This window comes from Gemmobacter aquaticus (assembly GCF_007859075.1).
GTDB classification, from domain to species: domain Bacteria; phylum Pseudomonadota; class Alphaproteobacteria; order Rhodobacterales; family Rhodobacteraceae; genus Gemmobacter; species Gemmobacter aquaticus.
Map to the genome: position 1 here is coordinate 1335096 of NZ_VOAK01000011.1, position 13794 is coordinate 1348889.

Annotated in this window: 16 protein-coding genes and 1 tRNA gene; 9 read left to right on the top strand and 8 right to left on the bottom strand. The window is 63.2% G+C overall.

Annotated elements, in window-relative coordinates; all coding sequences use genetic code 11:
• Positions 1-161 precede the first annotated feature (161 nt).
• Both FQU74_RS08585 and FQU74_RS08590 read left to right on the top strand, forming a co-directional pair.
• Entirely contained in the window at positions 162-1319 is a 1158-nt protein-coding gene (locus FQU74_RS08585) for a glycosyltransferase (protein WP_146285978.1), read from the top strand.
• A gap of 78 nt (positions 1320-1397) precedes the next feature.
• A complete protein-coding gene (locus FQU74_RS08590) occupies positions 1398-2018 on the top strand; it encodes an SOS response-associated peptidase (RefSeq protein ID WP_146285979.1) in 621 nt (206 codons plus the stop codon).
• Between the two features lie 28 nt (positions 2019-2046).
• On the opposite strand, the gene FQU74_RS08595 is transcribed toward FQU74_RS08590, so the two are convergent.
• Both FQU74_RS08595 and ypfJ read right to left on the bottom strand, forming a co-directional pair.
• Positions 2047-2130: transfer RNA gene (locus FQU74_RS08595), tRNA-Leu, on the bottom strand.
• Positions 2131-2256: 126 nt separating this feature from the next.
• Entirely contained in the window at positions 2257-3108 is an 852-nt protein-coding gene (gene ypfJ / locus FQU74_RS08600) for a KPN_02809 family neutral zinc metallopeptidase (RefSeq protein ID WP_146285980.1), read from the bottom strand.
• A 150-nt stretch (positions 3109-3258) separates the two neighbouring features.
• Between ypfJ and FQU74_RS08605 the strand changes: the two genes are divergently transcribed.
• Positions 3259-3840 carry a YqaA family protein gene (locus tag FQU74_RS08605; protein ID WP_146285981.1) on the top strand — a complete coding sequence of 194 codons (582 nt, stop codon included), beginning with the start codon at positions 3259-3261 and terminating at the stop codon, positions 3838-3840.
• Positions 3841-3855: 15 nt separating this feature from the next.
• On the top strand, positions 3856-4323 hold the full coding sequence (locus FQU74_RS08610; protein ID WP_146286251.1) for a disulfide bond formation protein B: 468 nt from the start codon (positions 3856-3858) through the stop codon (positions 4321-4323).
• Positions 4324-4377: 54 nt separating this feature from the next.
• Here the strand turns inward: FQU74_RS08610 and FQU74_RS08615 are convergent, their stop codons facing one another.
• Positions 4378-5568: a deoxyguanosinetriphosphate triphosphohydrolase gene (locus tag FQU74_RS08615; RefSeq protein WP_146285982.1), complete on the bottom strand. Its 1191-nt coding sequence runs from the start codon at positions 5566-5568 to the stop codon at positions 4378-4380.
• An 88-nt stretch (positions 5569-5656) separates the two neighbouring features.
• Here FQU74_RS08615 and FQU74_RS08620 point away from each other — a divergent pair, with 88 nt between their 5' ends.
• Complete coding sequence (locus tag FQU74_RS08620; protein WP_146286252.1) at positions 5657-6022, top strand: HesB/IscA family protein; 366 nt, start codon at positions 5657-5659, stop codon at positions 6020-6022.
• Here FQU74_RS08620 and FQU74_RS08625 read toward each other — a convergent pair.
• From FQU74_RS08625 to FQU74_RS08635, 3 genes are all read right to left on the bottom strand, one after another.
• Positions 5987-6913, bottom strand: coding sequence for a DMT family transporter (locus tag FQU74_RS08625; RefSeq protein ID WP_146285983.1), 927 nt, complete (start codon positions 6911-6913; stop codon positions 5987-5989). The genes FQU74_RS08620 and FQU74_RS08625 overlap by 36 nt on opposite strands.
• Positions 6910-8007, bottom strand: coding sequence for a DUF6902 family protein (locus FQU74_RS08630; protein WP_146285984.1), 1098 nt, complete (start codon positions 8005-8007; stop codon positions 6910-6912). Before FQU74_RS08630 ends, FQU74_RS08625 begins: the two co-directional genes overlap by 4 nt.
• An 80-nt stretch (positions 8008-8087) precedes the next feature.
• A complete protein-coding gene (locus FQU74_RS08635) occupies positions 8088-8342 on the bottom strand; it encodes a hypothetical protein (RefSeq protein ID WP_146285985.1) in 255 nt (84 codons plus the stop codon).
• Positions 8343-8681: 339 nt separating this feature from the next.
• On the opposite strand from FQU74_RS08635, the gene xth reads away from it, so the two are divergent.
• Entirely contained in the window at positions 8682-9491 is an 810-nt protein-coding gene (gene xth / locus FQU74_RS08640) for an exodeoxyribonuclease III (RefSeq protein ID WP_146285986.1), read from the top strand.
• Positions 9492-9500: 9 nt separating this feature from the next.
• Here xth and FQU74_RS08645 read toward each other — a convergent pair whose 3' ends face one another.
• Both FQU74_RS08645 and dksA read right to left on the bottom strand, forming a co-directional pair.
• Positions 9501-10688 (bottom strand): FAD-dependent monooxygenase, encoded by a 1188-nt coding sequence (locus FQU74_RS08645; protein WP_146285987.1) that lies wholly within the window; start codon positions 10686-10688, stop codon positions 9501-9503.
• A gap of 103 nt (positions 10689-10791) precedes the next feature.
• Positions 10792-11214 carry an RNA polymerase-binding protein DksA gene (gene dksA, locus FQU74_RS08650; protein ID WP_146285988.1) on the bottom strand — a complete coding sequence of 141 codons (423 nt, stop codon included), beginning with the start codon at positions 11212-11214 and terminating at the stop codon, positions 10792-10794.
• Positions 11215-11374: 160 nt separating this feature from the next.
• Here dksA and FQU74_RS08655 point away from each other — a divergent pair, with 160 nt between their 5' ends.
• Genes FQU74_RS08655 through FQU74_RS08665 form a run of 3 tightly spaced genes read left to right on the top strand, consistent with a single transcriptional unit; the run spans position 11375 to position 13792 of the window.
• Entirely contained in the window at positions 11375-12214 is an 840-nt protein-coding gene (locus FQU74_RS08655) for an AAA family ATPase (RefSeq protein ID WP_146285989.1), read from the top strand.
• A 58-nt stretch (positions 12215-12272) separates the two neighbouring features.
• Complete coding sequence (locus tag FQU74_RS08660; RefSeq protein WP_146285990.1) at positions 12273-13631, top strand: DUF2927 domain-containing protein; 1359 nt, start codon at positions 12273-12275, stop codon at positions 13629-13631.
• On the top strand, positions 13628-13792 hold the full coding sequence (locus FQU74_RS08665) for an apolipoprotein acyltransferase (RefSeq protein WP_146285991.1): 165 nt from the start codon (positions 13628-13630) through the stop codon (positions 13790-13792). The genes FQU74_RS08660 and FQU74_RS08665 overlap by 4 nt, the downstream gene beginning before the upstream one ends.
• The last annotated feature ends 2 nt before the right edge of the window (positions 13793-13794 follow it).

The window sequence follows — 13794 nt, forward strand, 5'->3', positions numbered from 1 at the left end:
TGATGCTTACGAAATTGCCTCGGCCAATGGCTGAAATCCCTTCCAATAAAGAACAGGTTGGTTCCTTACGGGTGCCACTGACAGGACGACAATCACCGCAGGTCTGACCGAACTCTTGTAGGATGTGAAGAATGACATTGGTTGGTTCATCGAACAAACTGATGACAAACCTTCGTCGGGCAAAGCGCGCGGCCGAAGAGGGTCGGCTGGCTGGCTCTCTCGCCAACCTGAACGCGCGACTGGCCCAGCAGACACCCCGACGGATCCTCGCGATCAGTGATCGACAGCACTATACCAGTGAACAGCAATTCGCCCCGCTGATCCGGCATCGGCAATCCATAGCAGCACGGCTCGGGCTGGTTTTCGAATTCGCCACCATAGAGGCGCTCGACCGTCTGATCGAGCGCGGTTTTGCAGGATATACCGCCGTCGGGATCAAGCTTGGCTGGAGCACCCCGAAAGCCGAGGCAGAACGGCTCGCCACGCGGCTTTTCGCCGCCGCGCGTCAGGCTGGCGCCAGAACCCTTGTGTTCGACGGGGATGATGATCTTTGCGTGCTATGGGCGCCCGTCATCGGCGCGGCGGATGCCTATATCAAGAAACATCGCTTTGCCGACAATCAGGCTTATATGCGCGGCTACGTCGGCAAGACCAACCTCACCGATTATGTCCACCGCACCTATGGCATCAGTTTTGACGAGAACCTGATCCCGCGCGTCGATGCCTTGCAGCCTGACCAGATCAACAAGATTGTTCTTGGATGGAATATCGCGCTCGATGACAAGATCCATGACCTCGCCAACGATCTTGGGCCGGACACGCTATCGCATCAGCGTGACATCGATCTCGGCTGCCGCGCCAGCGTTGGCCCGGACAGATGGATCTACGGCATGCGTCACGCCGCAACCAGCGCAATGGAGGCAATGGCGGACAGCTACCGTGTCCACGCCCCCACCAATCGCGTGCCGCAGGACGAATACTATGACGAGATGCTCCGCGCGCGCCTGTCCGTCAGCCCTTTTGGCTACGGAGAGCTTTGCTGGCGTGATTTCGAGGCGATCCTGTGCGGCAGTGTCCTTGTAAAGCCCGACATGTCCCATGCCGTGACCTGGCCAGACATTTTCGTTCCCCACGAGACCTACATCCCCGTAGCCTGGGACTTCAGCAACCTGCGTGACGTCTGCACCCCCTACCTCGAGGATGAAGGCGCGCGCCGCAAGATCGCCGAGACCGCCCGCGACCGCCTGATGACGGCGCTGAAACCCGAGGTTTTCATCAAACGTCTTGAACAGACCATGAAGCAGGCAGGCGTCCTCTAGTCGCCCGCGACCCGGATTGGCCTGCAGGTCTTTGCACGCTACTTTGGGCACGCATCCGGTTGCAACACGGAGACGGCTATGTGTGGGCGCTTTGTGGACCCCAATCTGCGCAGTGAGGGACTGGATACCTCGTGGCTGAAGATTACCCCGTTCCCGAGACGCTTTAATGTAAAGCCGACACAAGATGTGCTGATCCTCGCAAAACCCACGCTTGAGCCGCTGATCGCCCGCTGGTGGCTGGTCCCCTCATGGTTCAAGGGAGAGGACGTGAAGGACTGGAAGGCCACCACCTTCAACGCGCGGATTGAAGAGGCGAAAGACAAGCCTGCCTTTCGCGCGGTCTGGCGCCACGGCAGATGCCTGATACCTGCGGCGGGTTACTACGAATGGACCGGCGAACGGGGACACAAGCAACCCCACTTCATCCGCCCGGCTGGTAACGAAGAGACGATGTTCTTCGCAGGTCTCGGCTCGCGCTGGCGCGAGGTGCTGACCTGCACGATCCTGACCCGCGCCGCAAATGAATCAACCTCCGACCTTCACCCGCGCATGCCCGTGATTCTGAACACGGAAGAGCGCGAGGCATGGTTGGGTGGATCGGATGATCCCGGCCTTGGCGCGGGTGTGCAGCTACGCCACCATTCCGTTCGCCCCTTCGGCATCGCCGACGACGGCCCGGTGCTGATCGAAGAGATCTAGCGACGAGAGGATTGCCAGTTGGGGGGATTGGTGCGGGTGGTCGGACTCGAACCGACACTCCTTGCGGAAACAGAGTTTGAGTCTGTCGCGTCTACCATTCCGCCACACCCGCACATTTCTAACGGCCGCATGGTAGATGACAGGCTGATCGCCTGACCGCGGACGCCCGAACTCTCTACTTGAACAGATCGGGATTGTTCAAGCGCTTTCGCAGGCTTCGTTCACCGGATGGCGCACCTTACAACTGACGCGCAGAGAAGGTGTCACACTGCCCGATGTCGCCCGTCTTGTAGCCGCGCATGAACCAGCGCGCGCGCTGCTCCGAAGTGCCATGAGTGAAGGTATGCGGCATCGGCACCCGGCCCGCGTTGCGCTGCAGCGTGTCGTCACCGATCCGATGGGCTGCGTTCACCGCCTCTTCAATGTCACCCTGCTGCAGCGAGCCGAACTGCGCATCTGCACCGCGCGCCCAGACGCCAGAGAAACAGTCGGCCTGAAGCTCGATCCGCACCGAGACCGCGTTGCTTTCAGCCTCAGACGCCTGCATGCGATACTTGTTCGCCTTCCCGAGGATACCAAGCTCATCCTGCACGTGATGGGCCACCTCATGCGCGACGACATAGGCGGCGGCGAAATCCCCGCCTGCGCCCAGCTCATGTGTCATCGTGGCGAAAAAGTCCGTGTCCAGATACACCTTCTTGTCCTGTGGGCAATAGAACGGCCCAGTCGCGCCCGAGGCGCTGCCGCAAGGCGATGGCGTGACCCCCTTGTACAGGACAAGCGTCACCGGCTGGTAGCTCATTCCGGCCTGTTCGGGCAGAACCCGCGCCCAGACCTCTTCGGTATCTGCCAGCACGACCGATACGAAATTCGCGGCCTCCTGATCGGCTTCGGTGATCTCGACATTCCCGCTGCCGCCGATCTCACCACCGCCTTGCAGGAAGGGGCTGACGTCCACACCGAATACCGCGCCCAGCAAAAGCAGGACCAGGACCCCCCCGATGCCACCGACCGCGACACCGCCGCGCCGTGGCCCCTGCGCCCGCCGGTCCTCGATGTTGCTGCTTCCCCGACGGCCACGCCATTCCATCGCGTATCCTCCATCAACCCATTGTGAAACTCTAACCGAGCCTTGGGGCACAAAGGAAGCCCTGACCACGCCATCGGCGCTTGACTTGCCCCGCCGCGCTGCGGCAACTGCGACAGGGTGCCCTCGCGGGCCAGATCACGGGAAGGGCCGATGTTCCGCAAGCTCTATGACTGGACGCTAAGACAAGCCGCCTCCCCACGGGCCGAGCCGGTTCTGGGTGCGATCTCCTTCGTCGAAAGCTCGGTCTTTCCGATACCGGCGGATGTGCTGTTCGTGCCCATGTGCCTGTCGCGCCCCGAGCGGGCGATGCGCTATGCGCTGATCGCCACCGTCACCTCGGTTCTGGGCGGTATCTTCGGATGGGCGATCGGTCTGTGGTTCTTTGATCTGATCGCGCAACCGGTTCTGGAGTTCTACGGCAAGCTCGACGCCTTCAACGCGCTCAAAAGCGAAACCGGCGAGACGGCGATCCTGGTCATGCTGGTCACATCAGGGCTGTCGCACCTGCCACCCATGAAGGTAGTCACGATCCTGTCCGGCGTGGTGGCGTTTGATCTGAAGCTCTTCATCATTTCTGCCATCATCGCGCGCGGAGGGCGGTTCTACCTGCTAGCATGGCTGCTGCAGCGCCACGGGCTGGCCATCACCGGGTTTATCGAACGCCGGCTTCCTTGGGTCGCTCTGGTGACCTGTCTCGCGCTGGCGGGCGGCGCCTTCCTTCTGAAGCACTAAGGGCAGACCATGGTTCTGACACGCTACAACATCCTGATCCTCGTGGCAGCGGGCGGCTCGGCCGCGCTTTTGCTGGGGGCGCTAGCCTTCCAGTACATCGGTGGTCTTGCACCTTGCGCATTATGCATCTGGCAACGCTGGCCGCATCTGGTGGCGGTTCTGCTGGGTGCCTTGGGGCTGTTCGTGGGCGGTGGCCGTCTGATTCCCGCACTTGGTGGCCTTGCGGCGCTGACCTCTGCGGGCATCGGCGTGTTCCATGTGGGCGTCGAGCAGAAATGGTGGGAAGGCCTCGCCAGCTGCTCTGCCGGGTCGATCAGCGGCGTCAGCACGGCGGACCTTCTGAACCCTGCAGTCGATGTGGCGCAAGTGGTGCGTTGCGACGAGATTCCGTGGCAGATGCTGGGCGTATCGATGGCCGGCTGGAACGTGCTGGCCTCGGTCGCCCTTGCGATGATCTGGTTCGCGCTGGCGCGCCGCCCCTGAGCGCGCGCGGGGCTAGTCCGCGCGGCCCAGTCCACCCGGCCCAGTCCGCCCGGCCTAGTCCGCGCCGTCCGACCCGAACAGTCGGGCATGTTCCTGAATCGCGAAGCGGTCGGTCATGCCGGCAACATAGTCCGCCACGATGCGCGCAAGCTCGGTCTCGGACTGTGCGGCCTCAACGTCGGCACGCCATTCCTGGGGCAGCATCTCGGGCTGGCGCAGGAACAGCGGGAACAGATCGTCCAGCATCGCTGTGACCTTGGCCCGCACCTCGACGACCGAGGGCGCACGATACATCCGATGGAACAGGAAGCTGCGCACCGCCTTGAGGTCCTGATAGAGCGGCTTGGAGAAGCGGATGATCGTTGTGCCCATCGCGCGGATCTCGTCCACCGATTTTGGCTGCGCGGCATCTAGCCGGTTCTGCGCAACGTGGATCACGTCCTCGACCATTGTGCCGAAGACGCGGCGAAGTGCCTCATGCCGGCGACGCATGCGATCCAGACCGGGGTAGATCCGGTCAACCAGTTCGAACGCGGGCCCGGTGACGGGCAGTTCCATCAGGTCGTCCTCGGTAAACAGACCCGAACGCAGACCATCATGCAGATCGTGGTGTGAATAGGCGACGTCATCGGCAATCGCTGCCACCTGCGCCTCGGCGCTGGCGTGGGTGGAAAGCTCAAGATCCCACAGCGCATTGGCCTGAACCAGCGCGTAGGGCAAGGGGTCTGGCGCGTGCTTCGGGTCGGCGTTGGGGCCGGTCAGCGGGCCATTGTGCTTGGCAATGCCTTCAAGGCTTTCCCAGGTCAGATTCAGACCGTCGAAATCGGCGTAATGACGCTCCAGCCGCGTGACGATGCGCAGGGCCTGCGCGTTGTGGTCAAAGCCGCCATAAGGCTCCATCAGACGCGCCAGCGCGTCCTCGCCGGTATGGCCAAAGGGCGTATGGCCCAGATCATGCGCCAGCGCGATACATTCGGCCAGATCGGTATTCAGGCCAAGCACGCCTGAAATCGTGCGTGCAACCTGCGCCACCTCGATCGAGTGGGTCAGGCGGGTGCGGTAATAGTCGCCCTCATGTTCGACAAAGACCTGCGTCTTGTGCTTGAGCCGGCGAAAGGCCGAGGAATGGATGATCCGGTCCCTGTCGCGCTGAAAAGGAGAGCGGAAGGTGGACATGCTTTCGGGAAAGCGGCGCCCGCGCGAAGCTTCGGGCAGGCAGGCGAAGGGAGCAAGAGTCTGGGTCATTCAATCCGGCAGGCAGAACGGCGGCTTGTGCCACGCTGTCTTGATCCTATATGATGAAAAACCCATGAAGGATATGGAAATTCCGCAGATGGACCTGAAGCTTCCGGCCGACAGCCCTGCCCCCTTGCCCGCCACTGGCCCCCGCGTGACGGACCGCGCCTTTGCGCGATTGGCCGAGATCGAGGAAATGACCGGCGCCCGCAAGCCGTTGCGTGTTGCGGTGTCGGGCGGCGGATGTTCGGGTTTTCAGTATGACATCCGCCTCGACGACGCCGCGCCCGATGATCTGGTGATGGAACGTGACGGCCAAAGGGTTCTGGTCGATCCGGTGTCGCTGCCCTTCCTGCAGAATGCAGTCATCGATTTCACCGAAGAATTGATCGGCGCGCGCTTCGTGATCGACAATCCTGACGCCAGTTCAAGCTGCGGATGCGGAACGTCGTTTTCCTTCTGAGTTCTGCGCGCGTCTTTGGGCCTGCACCAGCCAGAGCCCAGAGGCGATGACAAGGCCCGCACCGGCCCAGACATTGGCACCCGTCGGTTCGCCAAAGACGAAATGCCCGACCAGAACCATCCAGACGAACTGGATGTTCCCGATCTGCAGTGCCACATGCGCCGGGATCAGACGCACGACCATGACCATCAGCCAGCGCGTGGCCAGCAGGAACAGCGTGTACAGCGCCAGAAGGCCCATGTCCTGGGTCTGCATCGGTTTCCAGACCAGTGGCAGCAGCAAAAGGCCCAGCACCGCGCAGGCCATCTGGGCGTAGAACACCTGGGCGAAGGCATGGGTGTGGCTGCGGCAAATCCCGCGTGACAGAACGATCGAGGCCGCACCTGTCAGGCTTGCGCCAAGGCCGAGCATGTGCCCGCGCGTGACGCCGGGAATACCCTCGGGGAACAGAAAGAACATGCCCGTCATGCCAAAGGCCAGCGCAATCCAGACCGCAAGACCGATCCGTTCCTTCAGGATCGGGCCGGACAGGACTGCGGCAAAGATCGGCAGGATCGCGATAAAGGGAAACATCTCTGCAAAGGGCAACTCGCGATAGGCCAGAAAGAACCCCACCGTACTGATGGCGCCCAGCATTGAGCGCAGCGCCACGCGACCGGGCGCCCCGGTCCTCAGCACGATGTCACGACTGCCCGCGAGCGACATGAGCAACCCGATCGTCACTGCAATCAGCCCTGCCCCGGCCATGAGTTGCGGCGCGGCATAGCTTGCGACCAGATCCTTTGCCAAGGCATCTGCGCTGACAGAGACCAGTGTATTGAGAACTGCCAACCCCGCCCCAAGAAGGGCGGCCCCCTGCAAGACCCTTGGCCGTGCCGGGAATGTCGTCATGCGCGGCCCCGTCTGGCACTGCCCTCAGGCATCGCGCCTGTACGCGCGAAGGCCCTGAAGAATGCCGCAAATTCGGGTGAACCTGCCGCCCCGCTATCGGCAACCGCCAAGGCATGGGCACTGACCCTGGTCGCGCAGGCCTTGCGCATCGCGTCCCAATCATCCGACCGGGCAGGCCCCAGTGCGCGCAGCGCCTGCGACCATTCACGTAGTGGCGATACGTGCAAAACTGGCAGGCGAAAACTCATCGGACCTGAACCATGGATTTCCGTGAAAGCAGCATTGCCCATAGTGCCGATCAACCATTGGCTGACAAGATAATTGTGATAGGCATCCGAGGAATCCGGGCAGGGACGGCTATCGATACGGAACTTTCCAGCCTCGGCGGCTAGGTAGTCTGCCCAAAGCGCGGGCAGATCCTGCCCGGCGTGACGCAGCGCGACACAGACCTCGGCCAGCAGATCGGCATTCTGGTCGAGATGGGCAAGGCAGCCCAGCATGTGCAGGCTTTCCAGCACTTGCGAAGGGAGCTGCAAGGATGTGCGGCCATAGTCGCCCAGATAGAACACCGCATGGACCAGATCATAGGCCGCCCGCGGGTTGGGCAGGGCAAAGGTTTGCGGGCGGCTGGCAAAGCCGAGCAGACGCTCGGTCAGCCCCGGCATCTCAACCTTATGTCCGGCGCGGGCCAGCAGATGGCGCACCTCGGCGCGCTGAAGGTCGTTCACCTCACTTGCTGGCCAATCCTCGGTGATGATCCATTCAGCCATACGGGTGGAGAGTCCCGTGGGCATTCCCAAGGCTTCGAGATTCACGACAACATTCAGGATCAGCCGATAATACTGCGGATGAAAGGCCAGCATATCTGCGGCCTCATCCAGAAACGGGCGATAGACAGCAAGTGCTGCCACAGGCACCCGCGCCCCGGTCGCCGCAAGGATGCCCAGCACCTCGGCGTTTTCCTTCAGCCAAAACGGATCGCCCGTCCGGCGCCGATGTAAGGCGAAGGCTTCCAGAAGGCGATGCAGCCCCCCGTCCTGCGACAGGGGGCGCGCGCTCTGCGAGCGGAAGGCAAGGCGGATCACATTTGACATCGTGTTCTTCTCGCCCGGCCTGCGCTGTGCCCCGCCAGACGCCGGGTCGCAGCCGGTTCAGTCTGGCGGCAGGCGCTGGATCAGTTGGAGCAGGGCATCACGGCCGCATGGCCGCCGCCGATCATATCTCCGCCCTCGATGTTCGAGCAGGGCATCAGGTCAGCCGCAATCCCGGTTTCGACGTTCGAGCAGGGCATCAGCGCAACATCCCCACCAGCCAGCATATCGCCGCCTTCGATGTTGGAGCAGGGCATCAGGTCGGCCGCATGGCCCATGGTCATGTCGAGCGCGGTGTCGACGATGGTTTCTTGGGCAATCTTGCGAAGGGCAGTCATGGTTCAACACTCCGGTTGGGTGGAAAGACCCCCTCAGCGTTGCGCTTGACAGTTGTTTTTACAAACGATTTTGCATCCACAGGTTGTTCGCAGACCTGTCCACATCAGCTTTGCCGGGTAAGCCAATGACCTTGGCCAAAGTCCGCGTCGGGGTGCGTTTAATCCACCGACGCGTGACACGCACTTATGCACACAACCCTAGATTTATGCCGATTCGCGCGCCTTCCGGCCTGGGTAGCAGGGGTGGGAAAGGATACCGGCCCTTGCCATGCCGCTGGCCAGCGGCGATAGAGAAAACCGGTCACCGACCTGACAAAGGTTGGCCAGCGGAGGGATGCCATGAAGATCGCCACGTTCAACATCAACGGCATCCGCGCGCGGATCGAGGCGCTGCCGCGCTGGCTGTCAGAGGCGCGCCCCGATGTCGTGGCGCTGCAGGAGATCAAGACGGTTGACGAAGGTTTCCCGCGCGAGCTTTTCGAGGATATGGGCTATCGCGTGGAAACCCACGGCCAGAAAAGCTTCAACGGGGTGGCGATCCTCTCACGCCTGCCGCTTGAGGATGTCTCGCGCGGGCTTCCGGGCGACGACAGCGACGAGCAAGCCCGATGGATCGAGGCGACCGTAATGGGCGACAAGCGCGCAGTTCGGCTCTGCGCGCTCTATCTGCCCAACGGAAACCCCGTTGAGTTTGACGCAGCTGACCGCCCGCTGCACACCGGGAAATACGGCTACAAGCTCAACTGGATGCGCCGGATGCGCGCGCATGCGCAGACCTTGCTGGACCGGGAGGAACCGTTGGTCCTTGCGGGCGACTACAACATCATCCCGCAGGCCGAGGATGCCGCCCGCCCCGAGGCCTGGGCGCGCGATGCGCTGTTCCTGCCCGAAAGCCGCGCGGCCTTCCGCCAGATCCTGAACCTTGGACTGACAGAGGCCTTCCGCGCCCGGCATGCGGGGCCGGGGCACTATTCATTCTGGGACTATCAGGCCGGCGCATGGGAGCGGAACAACGGCATCCGCATCGACCATCTGCTGCTCAGCCCGCAGGCGGCTGACCTTCTGCGCGATGCAGGCATCGATCGTGACGTGCGCGCCGGAGAAAAGCCCTCCGATCACGTACCGGTCTGGATCGAGCTCGACACCTGATCCTGGCGATCAACCGCGGGTGACGTCGAACCCGTGGACCCAATCGAACCGGGCAAGACCTGCCCCCGGTGCGATCCGCCCACCGATGCGCAGCACCGCATGGGCAATCTCGCGCCCGATGCCCGACAGATGATAGGCGCGCGCGTTCCGGTTTGCGGCAGCCACGATCCGCGTGCAACGCTCGGCCCGCGCAGACTGGTAGGCCGCAAGCGCCGCATCGCCAGGTCCGTGCGTATCAAGCATCTGTGCCAGCACCCAGGCATCCTCAAGCGCCATATTGGCGCCCTGTGCCAGAAACGGCAGGGTCGGATGCGCGGCGTCACCCAGAATGGCGGCACATCCCTTGGGAAGCGCCCTGCCCCAGACGGCCGCGACCGGATGGCGGAACAGCCCCCACAGCCAGCATTGTTCCACCTGCTCAAGCCAGCCGATGACACGCGGCCCGAACTCCTCAAAGGCCAGACGCAGCGCCATGGGATCGTCGCGCAGGTTCCACCCCTCTTCGACCCAGTCCCGCCGCTCTTCGACGGCCACGATGTTGCGCAGAAGCCCGCCTCGAAGGGGATAGCTGACCAGATGCCGCCCATCGCCCATATGCACCTCGGCGATTGCCGGGTCGGAGGGGTCGCCCGGAATCACGGCGCGCCAGGCCACCTGACCGGTGAAGAAGGGTCGCGACGCGCCGTTCAGTGCGGGGCGCAGCATCGAATGGAGCCCATCCGCCCCGATCACCAGTGGTGCCGATATGCGTTCGCCCACACCGGTTTCAATGACCGGGATCTGCCCCGAAAGATCAACCTGCGCGACCCGCTGCAACAGCCGTATCTGCACACCGGCCGCGCGCGCGGCTTCGGCAAGAAGGTCAATCAGATCGGCGCGGTGCATGAAATGCCAGCCCAGATCCGGGCGCAGGCGGGCCAGATCCATGCGCAGCACGCTGGCCCCGTCACGCCCGTCGCACAGATGCACGGCCTGCGCCCTCGGCCCGACCTCGTTCAGCCGTGTTTCAAGACCAAGGGCGCGCAACACGGCTGCACCGTTTGGCGTGATCTGCAAACCCGCGCCCACTTCGCGGATCGCCTCGGCCTGCTCGAGCACAGTGACGCGCGCGCCGCGCATCGCAAGAGCCCGGGCGACGGTCAGGCCCGCGACCCCTGCCCCGAGCACCGTAACCTCGCGCCCTTCGATCTGCCCCATCTCAAGCCTCCGGACAAAAAAAATCCGGGCGCGGGGTTTGCCCCGGCCCGGCACGACAATCTGTCAGCTTGCCGCGCAGCACAACTGCGCTGCAAGGTCGCGGTCACTCGTCGCGATGCACCTTCTCGCGCCGTTCGTGCCGTTCCTGCGCCTCGAGCGTCATGGTGGCAATCGGACGCGCATCCAGCCGTTTCAGGCTGATCGGCTCGCCGGTAACCTCACAGTACCCGTATTCGCCATTTTCGATCCGGCGCAGCGCGGCATCGATCTTGGAGATCAGCTTGCGCTGGCGGTCGCGTGTACGCAGTTCAAGCGCGCGGTCGGTCTCTTCGCTGGCGCGGTCTGCCAGATCGGGGACGTTGCGGGCACTTTCATGCAGGTTGTCGATGGTTTCCGCGCTTTGATCGAGCAGTTCCTGCTTCCAGATCGCCAATTTCCGCCGGAAATACTCCAGCTGGCGTTCATTCATGAACGGTTCATCTTCCGCAGGGCGGTAATCATCGGGGAGAAATAGTTCGGCCTTCATCGCAGCACTCCACTCGTGCGACCGCGCCAGCCTAAGCCGAGCGGCGCGCCTGGTGCGGCCCTCGTAACGGAAGCTGATACCTTTGTCACTAGCAGTTGCGATGATTTCGTGCCGACACTAGGGTGCCCCCACCACAGATTGCACCGACCGCGGACAAACCATGAAATTCGGATCAACCTCCAGCTACATCGCCTCGGACGATCTGGCCGTCGCGGTCAATGCGGCGATCACCCTGCAACGCCCCCTTCTGGTGAAGGGCGAACCGGGTACAGGCAAGACAGAACTTGCGCGCCAGGTTGCCGAAAGCCTGGGCCTGCCGATGATGGAATGGAACATCAAAAGCACCACCAAGGCGCAGCAGGGTCTGTACGAGTATGATGCCGTAAGTCGTTTGCGCGACAGTCAGTTGGGCGACGAGCGCGTGCATGACGTGCGCAACTATATCCGCAAGGGCAAGCTCTGGCAGGCGTTCGAGGCCGACACCCGCGTGGTGCTTCTGATCGACGAGATCGACAAGGCCGACATCGAGTTTCCCAACGACCTTTTGCAGGAACTCGACCGGATGGAGTTCCACGTCTATGAGACGTCCGAGACGGTGCGCGCACGCCATCGCCCGATCGTCATCATCACGTCGAACAACGAAAAGGAACTGCCCGACGCCTTTTTGCGGCGCTGCTTTTTCCACTTCATCCGCTTTCCGGATGCCGACACGCTGCGCGCCATCGTCGATGTGCATTTCCCCGGTATCAGGGAATCACTCCTCACTACCGCGCTGACGCAGTTCTACGAGATTCGCGAAACGCCGGGGCTGAAGAAGAAGCCTTCGACCTCGGAGGTGCTGGACTGGCTGAAGCTGCTGCTGGCCGAGAATCTGACCGCCGAGGACCTGAAGCGTGATGCCCGCAGCCTTCTGCCGCGCCTGCACGGTGCGCTTTTGAAGAACGAACAGGACGTGCATCTGTTTGAACGTCTGGCATTTGCGTCACGCGGGCGGGTGTGATCGCATCCGCCTTCCGCGATGGCTCGACTTGGCGCGCGCGCTCGGGTCAGATGGCGGTATGAGATATCTGTTCGGGATCGTCTGCCTTGCCCTTGCGGCCTGCGCGCCGGATGACAGGCACCAGCCGGTCACGGAGCGGCCGGAACCCGTGGCAGGCGTGACACGCGCCAATACGGAACTTGCGCGCGATTTCCTCGACCTTTCGTTCCGGCTTGAAAGCGGCCGCCACCTGCCCGTCCTTTCGCGATTCGAGGGGCCAGTCACGGTCAGGCTTGTCCCGCCTGCCCCGCCGCTTGCCTCGGAAGACCTTGACGCCCTCCTCGGTCGTCTGCGGGCCGAGGCCGGGGTGGATCTGCACCGAGTCAACGGTCCGGCGGCAATCACCATCTCGTTCGTGCCGCATGCGCAGATCACCGAGGCGATGCCAGAGGTAGCCTGCTTTGTCGTGCCCGGCGTGTCGGACTGGGCCGGGTATCTGGCGGCGCGTGGCACCCGGCAGCTCGACTGGTCGCGCCTTGGGCAGCGCCAGCGGATCGCAGTCTTCCTGCCCTCGGATTCCACTCCGCAGGAAGTGCGCGATTGCCTGCATGAAGAACTGGCGCAAGCCTTAGGCCCGCTGAACGACCTCTACCGGTTGCCGGACAGCATTCTGAACGATGACAACTTTCACAACACGCTGACCACCTTCGATATGCTGGTCCTGCGGATCTACACCGGGCCCGAGTTGCGATCCGGCATGCGGCGCAGCGAGGTGGCCGCTTTGCTGCCCGATCTGCTGCGACAGTTGAATCCGGCTGGAGAGAGCGCGCCGCCCGCCCATTCGGGCGGCCCCGAACCCCAGATCTGGCACAGCGCGATCTCGCGCGCGACGGACCGGCAGAACCCGGTTGCGCAGCGCAGGGCCGCCGCCGCCCATGCGCTGCGGATCGCCAGGGCTGAGGGCTGGAAGGATGGCCGGCTTGCCTTCTCGCTGTTTCTGAACGGACGTTTGCTGGTGGGCCGCAACCCGAAGGCCGCATGGGACAACCTGCTTGATGCCCGCAAGATCTATGCCCGCCTGCCCGACGCACAGATCCATGCCGCGCATGTGGACATGCAACTGGCCGCAATTGCGCTGGCGGCAGACGCCCTTTCTCTGGCGATAGAGATTGCCGATGGCGCAATCCCCGTGGCCCGTGATGCCGGGAACTCGGCGCTGCTTGCCACGCTGATCCTGATCAAGGCCGAAGCGCTGGATCGCGGTGGGCAGCATCAGGCGGCCAAGGCGCTGCGCCTCGACAGTGCCGGTCCTGCGCGCTATGGCTTTGGCGATGATGCGGCGGCAGAGCTGTTGCAGGATGTGGCCGTGATCGGGCGTAGCAACAGCGCGACCGTCAGCCCGCCGCAAGATACCCGTTCCGGGCAGGAGGAAGAATGATCGTCATCACCGCCGCAATCTTTGGCGCACTACTCGGGGCGCTTCGGGCGCGGCAGCACGGCGGCTCGCGCCTTGACATGGCACAATGGGCAGCGGGCTTTGCCATCCTCTTCGCGGTGATCGGCATGATTGCCAGCATCGCGATCGCGCGCATGGCCTGACC

Excerpts from the sequence above, each read along its gene's own strand:
- FQU74_RS08585 (WP_146285978.1), top strand. The coding sequence starts at position 162 with ATGACAAACCTTCGTCGGGCAAAGCGCGCGGCCGAAGAGGGTCGGCTG.
- FQU74_RS08590 (WP_146285979.1), top strand. The coding sequence starts at position 1,398 with ATGTGTGGGCGCTTTGTGGACCCCAATCTGCGCAGTGAGGGACTGGAT.
- ypfJ (WP_146285980.1), bottom strand. The coding sequence starts at position 3,108 with ATGGAATGGCGTGGCCGTCGGGGAAGCAGCAACATCGAGGACCGGCGG.
- FQU74_RS08605 (WP_146285981.1), top strand. The coding sequence starts at position 3,259 with ATGTTCCGCAAGCTCTATGACTGGACGCTAAGACAAGCCGCCTCCCCA.
- FQU74_RS08615 (WP_146285982.1), bottom strand. The coding sequence starts at position 5,568 with ATGACCCAGACTCTTGCTCCCTTCGCCTGCCTGCCCGAAGCTTCGCGC.
- FQU74_RS08620 (WP_146286252.1), top strand. The coding sequence starts at position 5,657 with ATGGACCTGAAGCTTCCGGCCGACAGCCCTGCCCCCTTGCCCGCCACT.
- FQU74_RS08625 (WP_146285983.1), bottom strand. The coding sequence starts at position 6,913 with ATGACGACATTCCCGGCACGGCCAAGGGTCTTGCAGGGGGCCGCCCTT.
- FQU74_RS08630 (WP_146285984.1), bottom strand. The coding sequence starts at position 8,007 with ATGTCAAATGTGATCCGCCTTGCCTTCCGCTCGCAGAGCGCGCGCCCC.
- FQU74_RS08635 (WP_146285985.1), bottom strand. The coding sequence starts at position 8,342 with ATGACTGCCCTTCGCAAGATTGCCCAAGAAACCATCGTCGACACCGCG.
- xth (WP_146285986.1), top strand. The coding sequence starts at position 8,682 with ATGAAGATCGCCACGTTCAACATCAACGGCATCCGCGCGCGGATCGAG.
- FQU74_RS08645 (WP_146285987.1), bottom strand. The coding sequence starts at position 10,688 with ATGGGGCAGATCGAAGGGCGCGAGGTTACGGTGCTCGGGGCAGGGGTC.
- dksA (WP_146285988.1), bottom strand. The coding sequence starts at position 11,214 with ATGAAGGCCGAACTATTTCTCCCCGATGATTACCGCCCTGCGGAAGAT.
- FQU74_RS08655 (WP_146285989.1), top strand. The coding sequence starts at position 11,375 with ATGAAATTCGGATCAACCTCCAGCTACATCGCCTCGGACGATCTGGCC.
- FQU74_RS08660 (WP_146285990.1), top strand. The coding sequence starts at position 12,273 with ATGAGATATCTGTTCGGGATCGTCTGCCTTGCCCTTGCGGCCTGCGCG.
- FQU74_RS08665 (WP_146285991.1), top strand. The coding sequence starts at position 13,628 with ATGATCGTCATCACCGCCGCAATCTTTGGCGCACTACTCGGGGCGCTT.